This is a genomic window from Alkalicoccus luteus (genome assembly GCF_052061695.1).
Taxonomy (GTDB): domain Bacteria; phylum Bacillota; class Bacilli; order Bacillales; family Salisediminibacteriaceae; genus Alkalicoccus; species Alkalicoccus luteus.
This window is the reverse complement of record NZ_JBPZEY010000006.1, coordinates 170,941-192,027: the sequence shown is the minus strand read 5'-3', so window position 1 is coordinate 192,027 and position 21,087 is coordinate 170,941. Positions and strand designations below refer to the sequence as shown.

22 protein-coding genes are annotated in these 21,087 nt (G+C 47.6%); 6 read left to right on the top strand and 16 right to left on the bottom strand.

The features are described 5' to 3' along the window. Positions 1-5 precede the first annotated feature (5 nt). The 4 genes from grpE to lepA form a co-directional block, all read right to left on the bottom strand. Positions 6-560 (bottom strand): nucleotide exchange factor GrpE, encoded by a 555-nt coding sequence (gene grpE / locus ACSZLD_RS10155; RefSeq protein ID WP_377910761.1) that lies wholly within the window; start codon positions 558-560, stop codon positions 6-8. Between the two features lie 30 nt (positions 561-590). Beyond that, the gene (gene hrcA / locus ACSZLD_RS10150) at positions 591-1,616 is read right to left on the bottom strand and encodes a heat-inducible transcriptional repressor HrcA (RefSeq protein WP_444685104.1); all 1,026 of its coding nucleotides are present in this window, start codon (positions 1,614-1,616) and stop codon (positions 591-593) included. A gap of 103 nt (positions 1,617-1,719) precedes the next feature. Continuing rightward, positions 1,720-2,853, bottom strand: coding sequence for a radical SAM family heme chaperone HemW (gene hemW / locus ACSZLD_RS10145; RefSeq protein ID WP_377910764.1), 1,134 nt, complete (start codon positions 2,851-2,853; stop codon positions 1,720-1,722). A 58-nt stretch (positions 2,854-2,911) separates the two neighbouring features. Continuing rightward, entirely contained in the window at positions 2,912-4,735 is a 1,824-nt protein-coding gene (gene lepA / locus ACSZLD_RS10140; RefSeq protein ID WP_377910765.1) for a translation elongation factor 4, read from the bottom strand. A 630-nt stretch (positions 4,736-5,365) separates the two neighbouring features. On the opposite strand from lepA, the gene rpsT reads away from it, so the two are divergent. Continuing rightward, positions 5,366-5,632, top strand: a complete 267-nt coding sequence (rpsT, locus tag ACSZLD_RS10135; protein ID WP_440898553.1) for a 30S ribosomal protein S20 — start codon at positions 5,366-5,368, stop codon at positions 5,630-5,632. 51 nt (positions 5,633-5,683) lie between these two features. Here rpsT and holA read toward each other — a convergent pair whose 3' ends face one another. After that, positions 5,684-6,721: a DNA polymerase III subunit delta gene (gene holA, locus ACSZLD_RS10130; RefSeq protein ID WP_444685103.1), complete on the bottom strand. Its 1,038-nt coding sequence runs from the start codon at positions 6,719-6,721 to the stop codon at positions 5,684-5,686. A gap of 297 nt (positions 6,722-7,018) precedes the next feature. On the opposite strand from holA, the gene ACSZLD_RS10125 reads away from it, so the two are divergent. After that, complete coding sequence (locus ACSZLD_RS10125) at positions 7,019-7,150, top strand: YqzM family protein (protein WP_377910768.1); 132 nt, start codon at positions 7,019-7,021, stop codon at positions 7,148-7,150. A gap of 138 nt (positions 7,151-7,288) precedes the next feature. Here the strand turns inward: ACSZLD_RS10125 and ACSZLD_RS10120 are convergent, their stop codons facing one another. From ACSZLD_RS10120 to ACSZLD_RS10070, 11 genes are all read right to left on the bottom strand, one after another. Beyond that, complete coding sequence (locus ACSZLD_RS10120; protein ID WP_444685102.1) at positions 7,289-9,520, bottom strand: DNA internalization-related competence protein ComEC/Rec2; 2,232 nt, start codon at positions 9,518-9,520, stop codon at positions 7,289-7,291. 17 nt (positions 9,521-9,537) lie between these two features. Continuing rightward, on the bottom strand, positions 9,538-10,104 hold the full coding sequence (locus ACSZLD_RS10115; RefSeq protein ID WP_444685101.1) for a ComE operon protein 2: 567 nt from the start codon (positions 10,102-10,104) through the stop codon (positions 9,538-9,540). A gap of 45 nt (positions 10,105-10,149) precedes the next feature. Next, entirely contained in the window at positions 10,150-10,761 is a 612-nt protein-coding gene (locus tag ACSZLD_RS10110) for a helix-hairpin-helix domain-containing protein (protein WP_444685100.1), read from the bottom strand. A gap of 152 nt (positions 10,762-10,913) precedes the next feature. After that, the gene (locus tag ACSZLD_RS10105; protein WP_444685099.1) at positions 10,914-11,645 is read right to left on the bottom strand and encodes a class I SAM-dependent DNA methyltransferase; all 732 of its coding nucleotides are present in this window, start codon (positions 11,643-11,645) and stop codon (positions 10,914-10,916) included. Positions 11,646-11,717: 72 nt separating this feature from the next. Further along, the gene (rsfS, locus tag ACSZLD_RS10100; protein ID WP_444685098.1) at positions 11,718-12,074 is read right to left on the bottom strand and encodes a ribosome silencing factor; all 357 of its coding nucleotides are present in this window, start codon (positions 12,072-12,074) and stop codon (positions 11,718-11,720) included. 83 nt (positions 12,075-12,157) lie between these two features. Beyond that, a complete protein-coding gene (yqeK, locus tag ACSZLD_RS10095) occupies positions 12,158-12,733 on the bottom strand; it encodes a bis(5'-nucleosyl)-tetraphosphatase (symmetrical) YqeK (RefSeq protein WP_444685097.1) in 576 nt (191 codons plus the stop codon). Further along, on the bottom strand, positions 12,720-13,304 hold the full coding sequence (nadD, locus tag ACSZLD_RS10090; RefSeq protein ID WP_377910775.1) for a nicotinate-nucleotide adenylyltransferase: 585 nt from the start codon (positions 13,302-13,304) through the stop codon (positions 12,720-12,722). Before nadD ends, yqeK begins: the two co-directional genes overlap by 14 nt. 14 nt (positions 13,305-13,318) lie before the next feature. Next, on the bottom strand, positions 13,319-13,612 hold the full coding sequence (gene yhbY, locus ACSZLD_RS10085) for a ribosome assembly RNA-binding protein YhbY (RefSeq protein WP_377910776.1): 294 nt from the start codon (positions 13,610-13,612) through the stop codon (positions 13,319-13,321). Positions 13,613-13,614: 2 nt separating this feature from the next. Further along, on the bottom strand, positions 13,615-14,442 hold the full coding sequence (gene aroE, locus ACSZLD_RS10080; protein WP_377910777.1) for a shikimate dehydrogenase: 828 nt from the start codon (positions 14,440-14,442) through the stop codon (positions 13,615-13,617). A gap of 14 nt (positions 14,443-14,456) precedes the next feature. Further along, positions 14,457-15,563, bottom strand: a complete 1,107-nt coding sequence (yqeH, locus tag ACSZLD_RS10075) for a ribosome biogenesis GTPase YqeH (RefSeq protein ID WP_444685096.1) — start codon at positions 15,561-15,563, stop codon at positions 14,457-14,459. Next, on the bottom strand, positions 15,548-16,066 hold the full coding sequence (locus ACSZLD_RS10070) for a YqeG family HAD IIIA-type phosphatase (RefSeq protein ID WP_377910779.1): 519 nt from the start codon (positions 16,064-16,066) through the stop codon (positions 15,548-15,550). The genes yqeH and ACSZLD_RS10070 overlap by 16 nt, the downstream gene beginning before the upstream one ends. Positions 16,067-16,422: 356 nt before the next feature. Here ACSZLD_RS10070 and ACSZLD_RS10065 point away from each other — a divergent pair, with 356 nt between their 5' ends. From ACSZLD_RS10065 to ACSZLD_RS10050, 4 genes are read left to right on the top strand one after another with little or no spacing between them, the layout of a single operon-like run. Then, positions 16,423-18,849, top strand: a complete 2,427-nt coding sequence (locus ACSZLD_RS10065) for a Na+/H+ antiporter subunit A (protein WP_377910780.1) — start codon at positions 16,423-16,425, stop codon at positions 18,847-18,849. Continuing rightward, positions 18,846-19,271 carry a Na(+)/H(+) antiporter subunit B gene (locus tag ACSZLD_RS10060; RefSeq protein WP_377910782.1) on the top strand — a complete coding sequence of 142 codons (426 nt, stop codon included), beginning with the start codon at positions 18,846-18,848 and terminating at the stop codon, positions 19,269-19,271. Before ACSZLD_RS10065 ends, ACSZLD_RS10060 begins: the two co-directional genes overlap by 4 nt. Continuing rightward, the gene (locus ACSZLD_RS10055; protein WP_168004817.1) at positions 19,271-19,609 is read left to right on the top strand and encodes a Na(+)/H(+) antiporter subunit C; all 339 of its coding nucleotides are present in this window, start codon (positions 19,271-19,273) and stop codon (positions 19,607-19,609) included. The genes ACSZLD_RS10060 and ACSZLD_RS10055 overlap by 1 nt, the downstream gene beginning before the upstream one ends. Further along, positions 19,602-21,086 (top strand): Na+/H+ antiporter subunit D, encoded by a 1,485-nt coding sequence (locus ACSZLD_RS10050; protein WP_377910783.1) that lies wholly within the window; start codon positions 19,602-19,604, stop codon positions 21,084-21,086. The genes ACSZLD_RS10055 and ACSZLD_RS10050 overlap by 8 nt, the downstream gene beginning before the upstream one ends. Position 21,087: the final 1 nt, after the last annotated feature.

The window sequence follows — 21,087 nt, the reverse complement described above, 5'->3', positions numbered from 1 at the left end:
TCTTCTTATGCGTTTACTTTTACCATAGCTGGTCGAATCACTTTATCGTGAAGCATGTAGCCTTTTTGGAGTTCTTCTACGATAATATTTGAATCAAATTCATCTGTTTCCACCTGCATCACGGCTTCGTGCTTATGAGGATCAAATGGTTGTCCCACCGTCTCCATCACTTGGATGTGCTCGGATTGAAGGGCTTCCTCCAGCTGGCGATACACCATCTGCATTCCTTGCAGCAGATTTTTTGCCTCATCAGATTCCGGCTCCATCATCAGTGCACGCTCAAAATTATCAAGCGCCGGAAGCAGGCTGTCTGCCAGTTTCTGAGATTTATATTTCGCCGCCGCCTCTTTTTCCTGCTTCGTACGGCGCCGGAAATTATCATAATCGGCCTGGAGACGAAGCAGCTTATCCTGCATCTCTTCCAGTTCACGACTGTGCTCATCCATTTCAACAGGGGCCTCCTCTTCAGGTGCTGCCTCTGCTTCGTTTGTTTCTGCCTGCTCTGAGGCTTCCGTTTCCTTGCTTTCATCGCGCAGTTCTTCCTTTTCTTCGTTTGACACTGCGTTCACCTCCTTTAGTAAATTGAATGCTTATTCGTTATTGCGGTCGAGCAGCTTGCTCATGTCTTTTGAAAAATGATTAAGCAGGCTGATGACCCTCGGGTATTCCATCCGTGTCGGACCTAATATCCCAAGCGTGCCGATATACTTGCCGCCAAGCGTATAGGTCGCGGTAACAAGACTGAGATCGTCAAACGGTTTAAAGTCGTTCTCTTCTCCGATCCTGATTGTTAAGCCGGTGTTATCCGTGCGAATCTGCCTGGAAATTAACGAATCTTCCTCAAACAAATTTAAAATAGCGCGCACACGCTTAACATCGTGAAACTCAGGCTGGCTCAGAATGTTTGTCTTTCCGCCGTAATAAACCTTTTCCTGCTTTTGCTCGGCAAATACATCGCGCAGGGCGGTATACATTGTTTCATAGCGGTTGACATGCTGCTTAAGCACTGAAGAAATCTCCTGAGAGAGTCTGCTTTGCAGCTGATAGATCGGAACTCCCTGCAGTTTTTCATTAAGGATATTTACGACTTTTTCAACGTCAGCTGCTTCAACAGTTTCAGGAAACTGAACAGTCTGATTTTCAACGTGTCCGGAATCTGTCACGATGATGCATACGGCCTGATCGTTGGAAATCGGGATCATTTGAATTTGCTTCAGCTTTGATTCGAAAACTTCAGGACCTAATACAATTGATGTATAAGAGGTAAGCTGAGACAAAATCTTAGCTGAATGCTGAATAATCTGCTCCGATTCATGAAACTTCACAGCCAGCTGCGAACGGATGTCCTGCATATCTCTCAATGACAGCTGTGCTGGTGAAAGCAGATGATCTACATAGTACCGGTAGCCTTTTTGTGAAGGAATTCTGCCGGCTGAACTGTGCGGTTTCTCTAAAAATCCCATTTCTTCCAAATCCGACATTTCGTTACGTATTGTAGCGGGGCTGAACGACATATCGCTCCGCTTTGAGATCGTACGGGATCCAACAGGCTCTGCATTGGTTACATAATCATCCACAATCGCCTTCAGGATTGACAGCTGGCGTTCCGTCAACATACTGCACCCCTCCTGTTAGCACTCTTATAACCCGAGTGCTAAATCTATACTATAAACTATCAGGATGCGTGCCGTTTGTCAACGAGTCTGCCAGATTTCTGTATTACGGAAGTAAAAAAGCTTCAAATACTTCATTGCCCAGCAGTAAGCCTTGTCTAGTCAGCCGAAATTGATCGTTCTCTTTTTGCAGAAGGCCTCGATCCTGAAGCTTACTGACAATTCCAGGGAATGCTTCTTCCACAGTCAGTCCGTACCGGCTCTCAAACCGTTGCCCATTAACTCCTATCCGTTTCCGAAGCCCCATAAACATTTCTTCTTCCATCTGTTCTTTTACCGGAACTTCGTGCGCCTCAAGCCAAGGCTTCTTGCCAGCTTCAACTGCTTTTAGATATTTCGGAAGCGGCCCGTGGTTGCGATGCCGCACACCGTCCACATAGCCATGCGCTCCGGCCCCGATCCCGTAATATCCGTCGTTGTTCCAATACGCTTGATTGTGCAGACTTTCATAGCCTGGTTTCGCAAAATTACTGATTTCATAAGCTTGAAAGCCTTTCTCGTGCAGATACTCATATAACCAATCGTACATTTCAGCTTCGATGTCCTGGCCCGGAAGAGTGAGCTGCCCCTTATTCCACATTTGATAGAAAACCGTTTTAGGTTCAATCTTAAGTGAATAGGCGCTGACGTGTCGGATCGGCAATGAAACCAAGCGCTTCAATGACTGCTTCCACTGCTCCATCGTCTGCCCAGGCAGACCGAACATCATATCGATCGAAATATCAGAAATGCCTGCATCACGTGCCAGCTCGATGCTCGTCTCCACATCTCCTTCTCCATGGTCTCGGTTAATCACCTTCAACAAGCCTGGATCAAACGTCTGGGCGCCAATACTCAGGCGGTTAACCCCGTACCGCCTCATCATGGCAAACGTTGCTCCCGAGGCGCTTCCCGGGTTTACTTCCACCGTAAATTCGGCATCGGGCTTCACAATAAAATAGGTGTGAATCAGTTCCAAAAGCCGTTCAAGCTGTTCGTCTTCAAGCGCGGTCGGCGTTCCTCCTCCGATATAGATGGTGTCAATCGGGGTTTGTGCCTGAGCCATTTTCATTTCATGACCGCAGGCTTCTATATAGTCGGCCACCGGCTGGTTTTTCAGAAAAAACTTATTGAAATCGCAATAGTGACAGATCTGCTCGCAAAATGGCACGTGCACGTATAAAGAAGATGGGTTTTTCATCGTCGCTCATCCTTTCAAGGCAAACAAAAAGGGCAGCGGAGCCGCCCTTTTGCACCAGTCAGTCTTCATCCATGCTGAGAACTGACATAAATGCTTCCTGCGGCACTTCAACACTGCCGACACTTTTCATTCGCTTTTTACCTTCCTTCTGTTTTTCCAGAAGCTTTCGCTTTCGCGAGATGTCCCCGCCGTAACATTTGGCAAGTACGTTTTTTCGCATCGCTTTAATTGTGGAACGGGCAATGATCTTCTGACCGATACTTGCCTGAACCGGAACTTCGAACTGCTGTCTCGGGATCAGCTTTTTAAGCTTTTCTGCTATGATTTTTCCTCGGTCATAAGCAGAATCGCGGTGAACGATAATCGAGAGTGCATCGATTTTTTCAGCATTCAACAGGATGTCCATTTTGACTAGATTTGACTCTTTATAGCCGATCAGCTCGTAATCAAAGGAAGCATATCCTTTTGTACTCGACTTGAGCGTATCAAAAAAGTCATAAACAATCTCAGAAAGCGGAAGCTGATAGATAATGTTCACCCTGTTTTCATCGAGGTATTTCATATCCACGTAGTCTCCCCGCTTCCGCTGGCACAGCTCCATCACAGCTCCAACATAATCGTTTGGCACCATGACCTCCGCTTTAACGTAAGGCTCCCGAATATGATCAATCTGCTGAGCATCCGGCATTTCCGATGGATTATCTATGAGCACCTGCTCCCCATCCGTTTTCGTCACTTCGTAAATAACAGATGGCGCTGTCGTAATCAGGTCAATGTTATACTCACGTTCAATCCGCTCCTGAATAATTTCCATATGAAGCAGACCTAAAAATCCGCAGCGGAACCCAAAACCTAAAGCTTGAGACGTCTCCGCTTCGAACTGAAGCGCTGAATCATTTAGCTCCAGCTTTTCCAGGGCGTCACGCAAATCGTTATAATCGTTTGTATCCACTGGATAGAGCCCGCAGAATACCATTGGATTCAACTTACGGTATCCGGGAAGCGGCTCAGCAGTTGGTCTCGATGCATGAGTAATCGTATCTCCGACCTGGCTGTCTCCAACATTTTTTATTGAAGCGATCATATAGCCAACGTCTCCAACGCTTAGCTCTTCTTTTGAAACCGGTTTAGGAGTAAACACACCGATTTCCTGAACTTCAAATTCCTTTTGACCCTGCATCATTCTGATTTTTTCGCCGGGCTTTACAGATCCTTCAACGATTCGGATATATACAATAACTCCCCGATATGGATCATAAATAGAATCAAATATCATCGCTTTCAGCGGCGCTTCCGGATCTCCATCCGGAGCAGGAACCTTTTCTACAACTGCTTCCAGAATTTCTTCGATCCCGATCCCTGCTTTTGCAGAGGCTGGTATACAGTCCTCTCCCGGAAGACCGATCACATCTTCTACTTCCCCGCGCACCCGTTCCGGATCTGCACTCGGAAGATCAATCTTGTTAATAACCGGAATAATTTCAAGCTCATTATCCAGCGCCAGGTAAACGTTAGCCAGCGTCTGCGCTTCAATGCCCTGGGCTGCATCGACAATCAGCAGTGCCCCCTCGCAAGCGGCCAGACTTCTGGACACCTCATAGGCAAAATCGACGTGTCCTGGTGTGTCGATTAAATGGAAGATGTACTCTTCCCCGTCTGCTGCCGTGTATGTAAGCTGGACAGCGTTTAATTTAATGGTAATTCCGCGCTCTCGTTCCAAGTCCATAGCATCAAGCATCTGATCCTGCATCTCACGCTGAGTCAGTGCACTCGTCTTTTCAAGAATTCTGTCGGCAAGCGTAGATTTGCCGTGGTCGATATGGGCGATAATCGAAAAGTTTCTGATTCTGTCGCGCCGTTTTATTCGGTCTTCGGGCTTCATGATATAATCACTCCTGTATACTGCTTCCGTTCTTAACACCGTTCTTCATTATACCAGCTTCTGGGCAGGCTGTTCAATCGTTGTCACCGTTTATTTCATGCATAGACGCTTCGATAATTCACGACTATTTGTCAGAAGGCTCAGTAAATGACGTCTGTTCGGATTAAGAAAATACGACTGCGCCTCCTTTTTCTTTCCTTGCCTTGGAGAATCCTTTCGCTTTCTCTTCCCAGCGTAGATAAGGAGCTGCACGCTTTTTTATCAGCTGACATCTGTCATGTCTTCGCTTTTCCTGATAGAAAAAGGAGGAAAACAAACATTCTCATTCAGCAGCTTTGTTAAATAAGCGGATCTCACGAAAACCGTTGGACGCCAGCAGGAAAACGGAGGCGCTTGTCCACAGTAAGCCTGCCGAGCTGCCAAGATATCTTCTTCTGTCATTCATCTTGGTACGTTCCTGAAGCTTTTAAGCAAACGATCCTTCTTCTCATGACAGGCACTTACCCTTGACACAAAATCATATTGCTTTTTAAACGCCGGTTTGATAAAATCTCTATTGTTGCAGAGACAGACCGGCGTACTGATAAACATGCCGTCTGGAACCGCCGTATCCTATAGGAGGTGAACGAATTGGCTAATATTAAATCCGCTAAAAAGCGTGTACAGGTTAACGAACTTGCCCGTCAGCGCAACTATGCTTTTAAATCCGACCTTCGTACTGCTGTAAAGGCATTCTATGCAAAAGCAGAAGAGAAGGATGTTGAGCTTGCAAAAGAATATTTTGTAAAGGCAACAAGCAAGATTGATAAAGCTGTCAACAAAGGTCTTTATCACCGCAATGCTGCAAACCGCCGTAAGGCACGTCTTCAAAAGCGTCTTGACGAAGTAACAGCATAAAAAGATTCCCGGAAGTCATCGTGACTTGCCGGGATTTTTTTATGCGTTCTCTTATGTGAGGCGCCGGTCTTCGGGCACAGAACGCCCAAGCAAATAAAGTTCTACACCTAGAACGTCCTCCACTGCTCCGGACTTTATACGGAAGTCGAGCTCAGCCAGGGCATCAATCTGGTCCAGCAGGACATCGGAACTGAAGTTGCGCACTTGCTTTCCGGCCAGCTTTACCGCAAAAGGATGCAGCTTCAATCTGGAAGCGATCATCTTCTCCCCGTACCCCTGCTGCATCAGTTGTTTAACCTGGTACAGGATCCGGAACTGCCGGACCATCAGAGAAGCGATCTTAATTGGCGCTTCTTTCTGCTTAATCAAATCTCTGTAAATCCGGATCGCTTTTGCAGTCCGTTTTTGTACAACGTGATCGACGAGCGCAAAGATATCGTGCTCCAACGATCGTGCTGTCAGCGCCTCTACCTGTGCGGCTGTGATCGAGCCATCATCTGAATGTACGGAAAGCTTATTCAATTCAGAAGTAAGCATCAGCAGGTTATCGCCGGTAAGCGAAAGCAGCTTCTCCTTTGCCGTATCATCGATAACCGCACCGAGAGTTTTCGCCCTCGTATCAAGCCAGCTCCTCAGTTCTTTGTCAGTGAGCGGCGCCGCTTCCATAACTGCGGCATGCTTTCGAAGCTGCTTCACTGCTTTTTTGCGCTCATCCAGTTTTTCGTAAGGAGCCTGTATGATGAAAATAGTTTCTTCCGGCTTCCGCTCGGCATAATCAGCCAGCTGCTGCAGATCGTGCTCTATTTTTTCTTTCGGCTTTTGACCGGTTAAAAAATAAGGGTGCTGAATAATGACAACTTTTGTGCCCCCCATAAATGGGAACGTATATGCTTCTTCAATAGCAGTCTCGACAGGAGTTTCTCTCATATCAAAGCGCATGAGCTTCATGTCACGTTCGTCCGGATCGAGCACCCGGCTGATAATTGCCTGAACAATGTCTTCAATCAAATACGTTTCTGACCCGTAGCAGAGATAAAGACTGTGTATTTCTCCTTTTTTTATTTGCTTCCACGTTTCTATGTAAGACATCGCTCTGCTCCTTTCCTTACCTGCTCCCTATCCTAACCTATGCCGGTATGAAACTCAATACAGCCTCTTTTGCCGAACGCAGCAATGCATCAACAAGCTTTTGAAGACGTTCGTATTGCATGGTAAAACGGAATACCCTTGTTGTTCGTAATCTGCTACGTTTCTACCGGCTGCTAAGCATTGACACTTGCTCAGCGGCCGGCCCTGTCTTTTTTGCATGAACCGTGCACGGAGAGTAATCCGTGATAGATTTTTTCTGTAAAATAATTTATACTTTTTATGACAGGAGGGATAGATATGAACGAGTTCGAAAAAGATGTCCAGTCGAATCGGAATGACGCGATCGACAGTGCTATTGGATTCATTGCTTCGTTTGTCTTCTTTATGGGGATATTCTCGATCGGGCATATCGTCGATCTCTTTTTCTAAACCGTTCTATCAGGAGCGGCTCTTAGAAACTGCAGGCGATCAGCTTGGGCTTCCGCATACGGAAGCCTTTTTTTATGTTGGACGGCAGGCTATCTTCGACTTTTCTTTCCATCACGTGGCGCCTGCCAGGCTCAATTTCTATTGCGTTTCCGTGAGAAAAGGGTCGGTCACATACCCTTGCTCGGTCACGATCACACGAATACTGCCGTGCTCATCCGTTCTAAATATGTCTGTATCGATCGTACGGAAGCGACCAAGTACGTCGGCATGAGGGTGGCCGTGCCTATTTCCTCGTCCAACTTGTATGATGGTTGTATCCGGCTGTACAGCATGAAGAAATGCCTCATCTGATGAAGTAGCACTGCCATGATGAGCCGCCTTTAAAATATTTACGTGCCTTAATTCCCCTCGCTCAAGCAGCTCGCGTTCTGCCTCTTCCTCTATATCCCCCGTAAACAAAAACGTCGTATCATAGATCCCGGCCTCGATTACAATCGAGCGATCGTTTTCAGTAGCAGCTTCCGGTCTCGACGGATGCAGGACCCGAAAAACATGGTTCTCCTTTTCCCATGTCATCCCCGCCGAAATTAATTGTATTTCAGCCCCGTGCTGGTGTAGACATGCAAGCTCTTCTGAAATACCTTCTTCCAATGTTGTATGAATCGGATAATAGACGAGACGGACAGGTATTTCTTCTGCTATGCGGCAGGCCTCACCGTAATGGTCGAAGTGACCGTGCGTGATAATCAACTTGTCCAGTGATTTCACCCCTTCTCCCCGCAGATAGGGGAGTATGGTACGAACAGCAGGGCCTCTCTTTTTGCGCTCAGCTCCTTCATCTGTAAACGTCAACTCTCCTCCGGTATCGATAAGGTAGCTCTCTTGTTCAGCCTGCATCCGGATCAGCACTGCGTCTCCCTGTCCTACATCCAGAAAGGTGACGATCGTTTCCTCCTGTTTGATCGTGAAGATAATGACCCCTGCTACAGCAGCTGAAACCACTGCTGCTGTTTTCCTTTTCCCTATTGTCAGCAGCGTAAGGAGTCCTGCGCTGACTAGAGTCCCGGCGGTCAGCACTGCAGGCGTCAGCGCTCCTGTCACAAGCATATGTCCCTCCAGCATGTCCAGCAGCTTCAGTGCCCTTAAGGCCGGGATCAGCAATACGTCCATAAAAGCAGTGACAGCATAATCGAATCCGACTGTGATTCCTGCCGCAGCTGCAAAGGAGAGCGGCAGCAGAAACAGCGCTGTCAGCGGTATAAAGAATGCATTAGCAGCTAAAGACAAGAGCGACAGCTCAAAAAAATGATACAAAACTGCCGAAGCTGAGATAAGCTGCGCTGTCAACGTCAGCTTCCACCAGACACCGCCGTTAGCAAGAAAAGGTCTGGATAGCAGAATGGCAAAGCTTGTCAAGAAGGAAAGCTGAAATCCGATGTGAAACAAAATGTAAGGGTTCCAAATCAGCATCGCTGTACCGACGATCGCACATAATTCAACGAGCGGCAGACGCTTCATGCAAGCCGCTAATACAATTGCAGCTGCTGCAGTTGACGAAGCCCGAAGAACCGACGGGGCTCCGCCGGCCGCAATCGCATATACCGGCAGAAAAATCAGCAGAATCAAGAGCGAGGTTCTTCTCGACAACCCCGCTCTCAGGAGCATCATCCAAACAACTCCGGAAACCAAGCCGACATGCATACCGGAAACAGCGAGCAAATGAATGACTCCCATCCGCTGAAAGAGATGGAGCTGTTCTTCAGGTATAAAAGACCTGTCACCGAAAACGAGTGCTGCCGCCAGCGGTCCTGATTCTGCACCGCTTGTTCCTAACGCTGTGATAGCAGTATCCCTTCTGTTCCAGTAGTCCGGCACACCCTCTGCACATTCCGCCTCCTTTTCGTACAGAATCGCACTGATCCGATTTTTTTTGATCATATCAGTCCGATCAGCTTGATGCCAAGAGGTAAGCTGTTCATCGTTGAACACAAAACCGGAAACCGAACACCATCCGTATCCAGTTTGTTCGCCGTAAACTCGAACCACTCCATAGGCAGGTGTTCTGAGGTGATAATAGTTTCCGTGTACTCCCGAGTCGACAATACTTCGCTGTCCTTCAAGCTCGACATCAAAACCGGCCGGAAGCTCTTCATAAGCTGGCTCCAGTGCAAGAATCAGGACAGCTGCAGCTGCGCCGCTCACCGCCGCAGCCGGCTTAATCCAGACGGCTGCAGCAAACAAGGCTGCTGCCGGAACAGCAAGCTTTGGATCTACTCCTGCTGCAACTCCGGCAGCTAATCCCAGAAAAAAACTAAAAAACGGATACAAAACAGTCTCCCTCTCTCCGGCTGACCGCTTTGTATCCGTCATGATCGTTTGCCGGCCCCTTAAATCTGAGTAAAAAGAGCGTCGGCTTTGCTTCTCATCTCTTCCAGTTCTGCTTTAGAGGCCCCGGACCTTTCTAACTTCTCCAAAAGCTCAGCAGTAAATGCCAGCTTTTCCGTGTAACGGCGATCTAAGATCATTTCTTCCAGCTCCACCTGCTGAGTGCTTACATCAGCTTCCTCAAACAGCTGAGCTGCAAACGGATGATTTTTGTAATCTGCTGCATAATAGAGCCGTTTAATGCCCGCTTGAATCAGTGCCTTACAGCAGTTCAGACATGGAAAATGGGTCACGTAAATATCTGATCCCTCTGTCGCAACACCGAACTTCGCACATTGAATAATTGCATTTACTTCAGCATGAACGGTTCTTACACAGTGGTTGTCCACGACATAGCAGCCATCCTCCGAACAATGGCTTCCACCGGATATAGAACCGTTATACCCTCCGGCAATAATCCTGTTATCCCTTACGATCGTAGCGCCGACCATCAGTCTTGTACATGTGCTTCTCAGCGCCAGCAGGTGACTTTGAGCCATAAAATACTGATGCCATGATATTCGCTCCATCTTCAGCTCCCCTTTATGTACCAATGACGTCATTGTAGCCGGACGTCAATGAAGCGTCAATAGCGGAGCAATAGACTCCAGTGTTTTTTCTCCGATTCCGGGGACTTGCGTTAATTGGTCCAGCGAGGCGAACGATCCGTGCTCTTCCCTGTATTGAATGATTGCTTCTGATTTCGCAGGGCCGATTCCAGGCAGCGTCTGAAGCATGTTTGCATCAGCCTGATTCAGACTTACAGTCCCGCCGGACGCTTCAGCCGCTGGATCGGCAGGCGCCTGTTCACTCATGCTCTCATCCAGCTGAGACGGCACGTGAATGCTCATCTCATCCATCAAAACAGCTGCAAGGTTCACTGCGAGCAGGTCTGCCTGCTCCGTATGACCGCCAGCAATCTCGACTGCATCTACGGTCCGGCTGCCGTACGGCAGCGTATAGACTCCCGGAGATACGACTTCCCCTTTAATTTCGATCACGACCGGTCCGTCTTCAGGAGCTGGCTCTGAGGCGGATTCCGTTTGCTCTTCATTATCTGCGGATTGAACACTACTCTCCGGACCCGCATCAGTCTGAAGCAGAAAAACAGCTGCCAGAAGCGCAGCACAAACTGCCGCAGCTTTGATCAGAAGCGGTCGTTCCAGTTCTTTCAGCCGATCTATCATTGACATTCCTCCTTTTTAAGCACAAAAAAGCCGACTGGTCTGCTGACAGTCGGCTGCTCATGTTAGCTGCTTATCTCCGTAAGTGGAGAATAAAAGGCGGAATCACATTGCATTCTATTGCTTATCTTATCACAGGTCGCAAAAATCGGCGACTATTTTTTGACAGCGGCAATAAAACAGCGGTCGTCCTCCGCTTCTAGCGGACGGCTGCCGAAATCCGCCGATAGCTGCACCTGATCAAATCCGGCTTCCTCCAGCCACTGTTTATACACCTCTGGAGAGTACGTACGCTGATAGAGCTCTTCATCCATTCTTTCATAAAAACCTGACTGCGTGCGCACGAAAAACGTAAGCAGATGTGTCACGCTGAGCGGTTCATCAGACGGCTCACAAAACCAGAGATACGAAATTGATTCACTGTTTTCGCCGTACAGCTGATTATCAAAAACGTGCTCCATTTTATAAGGCGTATGCACGTCAAACAAAAAGACACCGTTTTGCTTCAAAGCACGATGCACAGAAGCAAACGTCTGCTTCACATCCTCATCATGCTTCAGATAGTTCAATCCGTCACAATAAAGCGTGACAGCATCCAGCTCTGAAAATCCGTCCACAGTTCGCATGTCCTGTTTAAAGAAGCTCGTACTCTTCCCTTCATTCCTGCCTTTACGCTCTGCTGCTGCGAGCATTTCATCTGAAATGTCTGCACCGGAAACTTGATAGCCGGCTTCTTCAAGCATCAGGGTAAAGGTTCCGGTTCCGCAAGCGAGATCAAGAACCGCTCCCTCACTTTTAATACGTAGCACCGTGTAATTCATCCAATCTTCGTAGGGGGCATCTTCCATCAGTACATCATAAAGCCCCGCAAAATGAGTGTCGCTCATCAGCATCCCTCCATTATAAACGCATGCAGCTTCAGCTGATACCGTTTAAACGAGTATTCAAGGTGCTTCTCGCTATCCGAGCAGCTTTTCGATATCAACGGACGGTGCATCTCCCCAAAGCTTTTCAAGCTGATAGTAATCACGGTCCTCCTTATGGAAAACGTGGACAACAATATCGCCAAGATCGATCAGGACCCAGCGTGCTTCCTTCATACCCTCGATCCGTTTCACATCGAAGCCTGCTTCTTCAGCCTTACTTTTAATTTCGCGTGCAATCGCTTCGACCTGAGTCTCAGAATTTCCGTGGCAAATAATAAAGTAATCTGCGATAGTGGAAACTCCGCTCATGTTAAGTGATCGAATCAATTGTGCATTTTTTTCATCTGCTGCTTTGACAGCTACATCCAGCAGCTGGTTATCAGTCGTCATGCTTTATCACTCCTTCAGTCCGCTTCGCGGACGTCCTGTTTTCATTATACCTTTTTGTTGACGTGTTTACCGTATGCCCGCCTTTACCTCTCCGACAGCTGCATAGCGGCAAATTCGTTGTACGCTTCAAACGTGTGCGGAAAGATCGGCAGCCTTCGTCCTGACAAAAAACGGATCGTTTCAGCACAGGCTTCCAAACATCCTGCCTCCAGACTGTGCCGGGAGGCTTCGCGTGCTTTCTCAGCACCCGGGAAGGTACGTCCAGGTTCAATATAATCAGCCAAAAATACTATTTTCTCTTCAAGAGACATGCCTGCTCTTCCTGTCGTGTGAGAGGCAATCGCCTGGAGGATAACGGAAGAACGGATGTTTAATTCTTTTTCCACGAGCAGGGCCCCCGCAAACGCATGCAGAATTTCTGTTCCATAGCCTTCGATATCGTACGCAAACATGCCGGAACGGTTGATCTCCTGCAGCATTTCTTCCGGATCCCTGTACTTTGCATAATCGTGAAGCACAGCAGCCATCTGAACAGCATCAGCATCACCGCCGTATTTCGATGCAAGCTCCCCAGCCGTTTCGGCAACCCGCATCGTATGCTCAAATCTGCGAAGTGGCAGTGCTTCTTCCACTGCGTTCACCGCTTCAGTCAGCTTCATAAAGACCGTGCTCCTTTATTACCGAATCAACACCTTCAGGAACTAAAAACGCGTTCCAGCTGCCTTCTTTTCTTTTTCTGCGAATCGATGTAGAGGAAATCGTCATCTCCACGCCTTCGATAAAGGATAAATCAGAGAATTCATCCAGTCTTACTTCCGGAGCGGGACCTCCGGGCCGGTTCATCACGATAAATCCGAGGCGTTTCTGAAGCTTCTGGAAATCATTCCACTTATGAAATCCAGCTAATGAGTCTCCGCCCATGATAAAAGAAAATTTATCTTCCGGATGTTCAGACAGTAAACGGGAAACCGTTTCAGACGTATAAGACGGCCCTTCCCTCTCCATTTCTTTGAGACAGAGCCGGTAGGCACCGGACAGCTGCACGACTGATTTCACCATTTCGATACGGAACTGTTCCGGCGTATTTGTCATTTCTTTGTGGGGAGGAATCCGATTTGGCATCCACCAAATTTCATCGAGATGAAATTGAATCCTGGCCTCCTCAGCCATAATGACGTGGCCAATGTGCGGAGGATCAAACGTACCTCCGAGAATGCCGATGTGCTTCATCCAATGTCAGCTCCTTATTCGGGCAGCGTAATCTGCTTGGATTCTTTGGATTCTTTATATAAAATGATCGTGTTCCCAATGATTTGTACGATATCCGCTCCAGCACCTTCCGCAATCTGGCGTGCAGTATCTTCTTTATCTTCCGCATTATTTTGCAAAATGTTAAGTTTAATTAACTCTCTCGCTTCAAGCGCCTCTTCCGTCTGTTTGACCAGGTTGGCACTCACACCGCCTTTTCCAACTTGAAATACCGGCTTTAAATGGTGCGCTTCTTTACGTAAAAAGCGCTTCTGCTTCCCTGTAAGCATGGTTAGTTTCCTCCTTTCAATTTAGACATGACTGCACGGAGCATCGCTTCGCGCGGGGCTTCCATTCCGGTCCAGCGCTCAAAAGCCAGTGCTCCCTGCTCAATAAACATACCTGTGCCATTTACAACAGTAGAACCCTGCTTTGCTGCCGCCTTTAAAAAGGCCGTTTCAAGCGGCGTGTAGATCATGTCGCTTACGACGGTATTTCGGGAAAGCTTATCAAGCGGCAGAGCCATACTTGCAAGATCCGGAGTCATGCCGATCGATGTTGAATTAATGATCACGTCAAATGATGTCAGCTGAGCCTGTGCTTCCTGCATAGAGCAAACCTTCACCTTATTTCCGCACGCTTGAGCAAGAGAGGCTGCGCGTTCGACCGTGCGATTGGCAATTGTAATCTCTGCTCCTCTGTCATAAAGGGTCATTGCAGCCGCTCTGGCTGCTCCTCCTGCTCCGATGATCAGGATCCGGCACGAATCAAGTTTGCGTCGCAAATTCGGTTCGAGTGAGCGGACATATCCTTCTCCGTCCGTGTTACAGCCAATCAGTCGGTCGCCCTTACGAGCAATCGTGTTCACGGCACCGATTCGCTTTGCAGTTGGATCAAGTTCATCCAGATAGGCGATGACTGCTTCTTTATGAGGAATAGTCACATTAATCCCCGTCATTCCAAGACCTCGAACGCCGCGTATCGCATTTTCGAGCTGTTCCGGCGGCGTATGAAAAGGCAGATAGGCCGCCTCTATTCCCGCTTCCTTATAAGCAGCTTCGTGCATGACAGGCGACAGTGAATGGCTGATCGGATCGCCGATTACACCGAAAATCTTCATGGAATGATGACCTCCTAATAAATCGATTCTCTTATAGATGCTTGTACGCCTTCCGGAACATGCAGCATCACCTCTGCTCCAGGTGCGTGAACGGTAATCCAGCCTAATCCGGAGATCACAAGGTCCGTTTTTTCTGCAGGCAGCTTCCATGATGATTTCTTAAATTCGGGAAAATTGCTGCTGTCGCCAGATGGTGGTGCAAGCATATCTCCCGCATGTTTCTCATAAAGCCGATCAGCATTTTCCAGCTTCGTACGGTGTACGTGCAGGTCGTTGGACATATTAACGACAAACGATCCCGGCTCGCCCTTCAGAAAATCCATGCGCGCCAATCCGCCGAAAAAGAGCGTCTGACCAGGATTCAACTGATGGATCAGCTGCTTGATTTCTTTTTTAGGCGAAATCGTCTTTAAATCATCTTTGTTTAAAAGATGAGCAATCTGATGACGATTAATGATGCCCGGCGTATCATAAAGCGTGCTTGTTTCATCAAGTGGAATATCAATTCTGTCCAGCGTCGTGCCGGGAATATTTGACGTAGTGATGTCGACGGTATTTTCATCATTTGAGAACCTGCGGATCAGCTGGTTGATAAACGACGACTTGCCTGTGTTGGTTGCACCAACGACATACACGTCTTTTCCCTTTCGAAGCTTGTCGATCCACGCTGCCGTTTCTTCCACACCATCTCCGGTCTGAGCACTCATCAACAGCGTTTCTGCAGGTTTAAGGCCAAATTCCTTCGCCTGTCGCTTCATCCAGTTAATGACTTTCGACTTTCGTACTGATTTAGGCAGCAAGTCGGACTTATTACCGACAAGGAGTACGTCATTACTGCCGGAAAATCGTTGGATTCCGTCCAGCCAGCTCCCGCTGAAATCAAAAATGTCGACAATTTTTACAATCAGCGCCTCTCGTGACGACAGTTCATTTAAAATCTTTAAAAAGTCGTCATCTGTAAGGTGCACATCCTGCACTTCATTATAATGCTTCAAGCGAAAGCAGCGTCTGCAAATCACTGTTTCCTTTTGAAGTGCCTGCGGCGGAGCATAGCCTGCCCGGCTGCTGTCCTCGGTCTGCAGTTCAATTCCGCAGCCTGCACATGTTACTCCCGATCCCATTCTATCAATCCCTTCTTCTTCATCGCCCGGAACACGCGCCGTTCTACCTGACGATTAAACTTCGTCAAAATTCCATCTGTTTGTGCGACTGGAACGACAAGTATCGTTCTGAAGCCGGCACGGTTGCCCCCAAGGATGTCTGTCAGCAGCTGATCGCCGATAACAACTGTTTCTTCATGCTTTAACTTCATCAATTTACAGGCAGCACGGAAAGCACGGCTGAACGGTTTTTTGGCGCTGTGAATAAACGTCAGGCCGTGCGGTGCCGCGAATGTATGAACTCGTTTCTCATTATTATTAGATACAATAACGACTTCAAACCCTTCGTTGCGAAGCATTTCAAGCCAGTTCAGCAATTCGTCCGTAGCCTCTTTGCGGTCCCACTCTACGAGCGTGTTGTCAAGATCCGTTATGATTCCGCGGATCCCCAGTTTCTTTAAATTAGCTGTATCAATATCGTAAACAGACTGTACATATTCATTCGGGATGAATTTTTTTAACAAACCGTTTCCCCCTCCTGCACGATGGCTGGCGCGATTTTCAGGCTTCAACTAGGATACACTATTTTTCATATACCGTAAATGCTGCCTCTGTTAAACACCATGCTTCGGATAAGAGACAGCTTTGCCTGCTACATTTTTCCAGAAATATGAAAATACTAGTCTGCAACCGGGATGACACGTGCGGTTTCAAAAAAAAAATTTGCGTCAATTCCTACATATTACTATCACTTTCCCCACCCATAAAGGTAGACTTGAATTAATGCAACAAAATATATTTTATATTATAATCGTTAAGGATTGTGAGCTGGTATACACATTTTGGCATGAATATTATTTTTATAAGGGAGGTACCTCACTTGTCATTGTTACATTTCGTTGTACTTGCGCCATTTGTTATGGCAATCTTTCTGCCATTTCTTTATTACAAATTCCGCAGTATACACACAGGATGGTTCCTTCTGCCGCTGCCGCTGATCTTATTTATTTACGTGGCTACATACATTCCCTTTGGAGGCGGGGGGATGGAGGCAGTCGAGCATACCGTTCAGTGGGTTCCCTCTCTAGGGATTAATTTCACTGTATATTTAGACGGACTGAGCATGCTGTTTGCGCTGCTGATCACCGGGATCGGTACGCTTGTCGTGCTCTATTCTATTTTCTACATCACTAACAAGCCTGATGAGCCGTTAAACAATTTTTACGTTTATCTGCTTATGTTTATGGGTGCGATGCTCGGTGTCGTTCTATCGGACAACCTGATTGTCCTCTACGTATTCTGGGAGCTTACAAGCCTTTCTTCTTCCTTATTAATTGCCTACTGGTTTCATAAGGAGAAATCACGCTACGGTGCCCAGAAGTCGATGCTGATTACGGTTAGCGGCGGTTTCGCGATGCTTGCCGGCTTTGCCCTTCTTTATATCATTGCAGGAAACACCTTCAGCATTCAGGAAATCATCAGTCAGGCTGATGCAATCGTACAGGATCCGCTTATCCTTCCTGCGATGCTGCTTATCCTGCTGGGGGCCTTCACGAAATCGGCTCAATTTCCGTTCCACATCTGGCTTCCTGATGCGATGGAAGCACCAACACCAGTAAGTGCCTATCTTCACTCTGCAACAATGGTTAAGGCAGGGATTTACCTGGTGGCCAGGCTCACACCGGTATTCGGTCTGACGGCTGAATGGTTCTGGATATTAGTTATCTTCGGACTGACAACACTTTTATGGGGTTCTATTTCAGCGGTTCGCCAAACCGATTTGAAGGGAATACTCGCCTTTTCAACTGTCAGTCAGCTCGGCTTGATCATGTCGCTGCTCGGTATGGGAGCTGCGGCGCTGCACTACGACTTCATTGAAACGGAGACGATGTATTACACAGCGACGATGGCTGCTGTTTTTCATCTGATTAACCATGCTACCTTTAAAGGTGCCCTCTTTATGGCAGTCGGTATCATTGACCATGAGACCGGCACGAGAGATGTTAAACGACTGGGCGGACTGATGGCTATTATGCCGATTACCTTTACAGTCTCTCTGGTCGGGTTAGCAGCGATGGCTGGCCTTCCGCCTTTTAACGGCTTTCTAAGCAAGGAGATGTTCTTTACAGCCACGTTGAACGTTGCTTCACTCGATATTTTTAATCTGGAAACACTCGGAGTCTTTATACCGATCATTGCCTGGATTGCCAGCGTGTTCACCTTTGTATACAGCATGATGATGTTTACCAGAACGTTCACAGGTGAATTTAAGCCGGAAAATTATGAAAAAGAAGTACATGAAGCTCCGGCGGGACTGCTTATTTCCCCGATCATTTTAGGCTCTCTTGTTATTTTGTTCGGCCTGTTCCCTAACCTGCTCGGCTACACGCTGATTGAGCCGGCTATGCAGGCAATACTGCCAGGCATCACGCCAGTTGGCGAACAGTTCTACGTGAATATTTACCACTGGCACGGTATAAATACTGAGCTGCTGATGACCGTAGCTGTCGTTTTATTCGGTCTTGCGATTGCATTGAATTTGAAAAAGTGGCAGGAAGCTGCTTTCTTCCAGCGAGAGCGCGATCCGCTCAACCGTGCCTATGATTTCGGATTGGACCAGCTCGTGGTGCAGTCCCAGAATGTAACGAATGCGCACATGACAGGCCGTCTGCGTGATTACATGCTTTATATGGCAGTTTTTATAGTCGGTCTTGGGTTGTTTACGTTTTTCCGCTATAACTCACTCGATATCAATCTGGAAGGTCAGGGAGGTATTCCGGGCTACGCAATTCTCGTAATCGGAAGCCTGCTTGCTGCGACACTGGTGCTTCCGTTCGTTCACAAACGGATTACTAATCTCGTTCTTCTCGGGGTGATCGGGTTTTTAGTAGCACTGCTGTTTGTGATCTTCCGTGCTCCCGACCTGGCACTTACGCAGCTGCTGGTTGAGACCGTGATGGTCGTGCTGTTCCTGCTTGTGTTCCGGCATATGCCGGAAATCACAAAAGAGAAAAAAGCGCCTCTTACTACGGCTTTTAAAGCGGCTGTTTCCGGTGCTGTCGGCGTGTTTGTCATTTTGACCGGCTTGTCTGTACACGCACTCCGGGCCGAAAGTGACATTACGCCAATATCAGATTTCTTTATTGAAAACTCTGTTCCACTGGCCGGCGGATATAACATGGTAAACGTCATCCTGGTTGATTTCCGCGGTCTTGATACACTGCTTGAAGTTCTCGTGCTGGGGGTTGCTGCCCTGGGAATTGTCACGTTGATTAAGCATCGCTTGAAAGGGGATGAAGACGTATGAAAACGAACTTCTTGATGCTCCATACGATCACTCGAATCGTCTCCTTTATTGTCCTTTCTTTTTCTGTCTATTTGTTCTTCGCCGGGCATAATGCCCCCGGCGGAGGATTTATCGGCGGTTTGATGATGGCTGGTGCCTTGATCTTGCTGTATGTAACATTTGACGTTGAGCGTATCAACAAGGTGCTCCCTTTTGACTACACTGCCATCATTGCCATTGGTCTTCTTCTCGCGATCCTTACAGGACTGAACAGTTACTTGTTTGGGGATCCGTTTTTAACGCAGTACTTTGAGTATTATCAGATTCCGTTTGTCGGAGAAGTAGAGCTGACAACCGCACTTCCTTTTGACCTCGGAATTCTGCTCGTCGTTGTAGCAGTTGCCCTGTTAACGATTATTTCGATTGCAGAGGATGTTTCGTAATGGAAATACTAATGATCTTTACATCTGGAATAATCATCGCCGTCGCTACGTATCTGTTTATGACTCGCAGCCTTCTGCGAGTTGCGTTTGGGGTTGTCATGCTGTCACACGGAGTTCATTTGCTCATTCTGACTTTGTCAGGATTGGAAACCGGGGCTCCGCCGCTGCTCACTGAAAATGCCGAAGCCTACACCGATCCGCTTCCTCAGGCGGTTATCCTGACAGCGATCGTTATCAGCTTCGGAGTGACAGCATTTTTGCTCGTACTCGCCTATCGTACGTATAAAGAGCACGGCACAGAGGATTTAGAAGAATTGAGAGGTAATGCCGATGAATAATATCGTCCTGCTCCCGGTTCTTATTCCATTTATTGCCGGAGCCGTACTCATTTTGTTTCGCAACTTTCCAAAACTCCAGCGTATATCCAGTGCGGCTGTCATGCTCATTATGCTGGCAGCATCTGTGCTGCTTGTCTATTCTGTTTATCAGGACGGCATTCTTACTGTAGAGCTTGGAAACTGGCCCGCCCCGTTCGGGATTGTGCTGGTCGGTGACTTGTTTGCTTCACTGATGGTGCTGTTGAGCAGCATCACTGGGGTTACCTGCTTGTTTTTTGCCTTTCAGACAATCGCAAAAGAACGGGAAAAATACTTCTTTTATCCGTTTTACTTCTTTTTGCTGACTGGTGTTAACGGGTCCTTTTTAACAGGAGACTTGTTTAACTTGTTCGTCTTTTTTGAGGTGATGCTGATCTCCTCTTTTATCTTAATTGTTACAGGGGGAACAAAATTTCAGCTGCGCGAATCATACAAATATGTGGTTATCAATATTTTTGCCTCTATGATGTTTCTCGCCGCGCTTGCCTACATTTACGGACTGACGGGTACCCTTAACCTGGCACACATTGCCCAGCAGATCGAGGAAATCGGTCAGACCGGCGTAGTCAATACGGCTGCTATCATGCTGTTAATCGTTTTCGGGATAAAAGGGGCTTTATTTCCCCTCTACTTCTGGCTTCCGCAGTCATACTACGGGCCACCAGCCGCGATCGCAGCATTGTTTGGCGGCTTGCTGACCAAAGTCGGGGTCTATGCGATTTTCAGAACCTTTACGCTTATATTCGTGCACGATATATCGTTTACTCACACGGTTCTGCTCGTGCTTGCAGCGCTTACGATGGTGCTCGGGGTTCTTGCCGCAGTCGCCCAGTTTAATTTTAAAATGATTTTGACGTATCATATTATCAGTCAGATCGGTTATATGATCATGGGGCTTGCGATTTTCACTCCCCTCGCTGTAGCGGGTGCTATTTACCACATCGCTCACAATGTGGTCGTCAAGTCAGCGCTCTTTCTGTTTGCAGGGGCTACACAGAAAATTACAGGCACGAATAATTTGAAAGAAATGAGCGGTTTGCTGAAAACCCATCCGGCGCTCGCCTGGTTATTTTTCATTGCCGCTGTTTCTATTGCCGGCATTCCTCCGCTTAGCGGATTTTTCAGTAAGTTCGCACTCGTCTTATCAGGTCTGGAAGCTGAAATGTATGTGATTGTCGCCGTCGCTCTGATAGTTGGTGTCTTTACTCTCTTCTCCATGATGAAGATATTCATTTATGTGTTTTGGGGGTCACCGTCTCTTCAGCGGTCGGATTACAGCCACATTAAACTGGCGCCGCTGCTGATGCCAATCGTACCGTTTATCGTCCTGACGATTGCAATGGGACTTTTTGCAGAACCGGTGTTCACGTTCATACAGCTGACGGCCGACCAGATCCTCGATCCGTCAATTTACATTGACGCCGTACTGGGGGAATAGA

Coding starts and splice junctions, on each gene's coding strand:
- hrcA (WP_444685104.1), bottom strand. CDS start 1,616: ATGTTGACGGAACGCCAGCTGTCAATCCTGAAGGCGATTGTGGATGAT.
- hemW (WP_377910764.1), bottom strand. CDS start 2,853: ATGAAAAACCCATCTTCTTTATACGTGCACGTGCCATTTTGCGAGCAG.
- lepA (WP_377910765.1), bottom strand. CDS start 4,735: ATGAAGCCCGAAGACCGAATAAAACGGCGCGACAGAATCAGAAACTTT.
- holA (WP_444685103.1), bottom strand. CDS start 6,721: ATGTCTTACATAGAAACGTGGAAGCAAATAAAAAAAGGAGAAATACAC.
- ACSZLD_RS10125 (WP_377910768.1), top strand. CDS start 7,019: ATGAACGAGTTCGAAAAAGATGTCCAGTCGAATCGGAATGACGCGATC.
- ACSZLD_RS10120 (WP_444685102.1), bottom strand. CDS start 9,520: ATGACGGATACAAAGCGGTCAGCCGGAGAGAGGGAGACTGTTTTGTAT.
- ACSZLD_RS10115 (WP_444685101.1), bottom strand. CDS start 10,104: ATGGAGCGAATATCATGGCATCAGTATTTTATGGCTCAAAGTCACCTG.
- ACSZLD_RS10110 (WP_444685100.1), bottom strand. CDS start 10,761: ATGATAGATCGGCTGAAAGAACTGGAACGACCGCTTCTGATCAAAGCT.
- ACSZLD_RS10105 (WP_444685099.1), bottom strand. CDS start 11,645: ATGAGCGACACTCATTTTGCGGGGCTTTATGATGTACTGATGGAAGAT.
- rsfS (WP_444685098.1), bottom strand. CDS start 12,074: ATGACGACTGATAACCAGCTGCTGGATGTAGCTGTCAAAGCAGCAGAT.
- yqeK (WP_444685097.1), bottom strand. CDS start 12,733: ATGAAGCTGACTGAAGCGGTGAACGCAGTGGAAGAAGCACTGCCACTT.
- nadD (WP_377910775.1), bottom strand. CDS start 13,304: ATGAAGCACATCGGCATTCTCGGAGGTACGTTTGATCCTCCGCACATT.
- yhbY (WP_377910776.1), bottom strand. CDS start 13,612: ATGCTTACAGGGAAGCAGAAGCGCTTTTTACGTAAAGAAGCGCACCAT.
- aroE (WP_377910777.1), bottom strand. CDS start 14,442: ATGAAGATTTTCGGTGTAATCGGCGATCCGATCAGCCATTCACTGTCG.
- yqeH (WP_444685096.1), bottom strand. CDS start 15,563: ATGGGATCGGGAGTAACATGTGCAGGCTGCGGAATTGAACTGCAGACC.
- ACSZLD_RS10060 (WP_377910782.1), top strand. CDS start 18,846: ATGAAAACGAACTTCTTGATGCTCCATACGATCACTCGAATCGTCTCC.
- ACSZLD_RS10055 (WP_168004817.1), top strand. CDS start 19,271: ATGGAAATACTAATGATCTTTACATCTGGAATAATCATCGCCGTCGCT.
- ACSZLD_RS10050 (WP_377910783.1), top strand. CDS start 19,602: ATGAATAATATCGTCCTGCTCCCGGTTCTTATTCCATTTATTGCCGGA.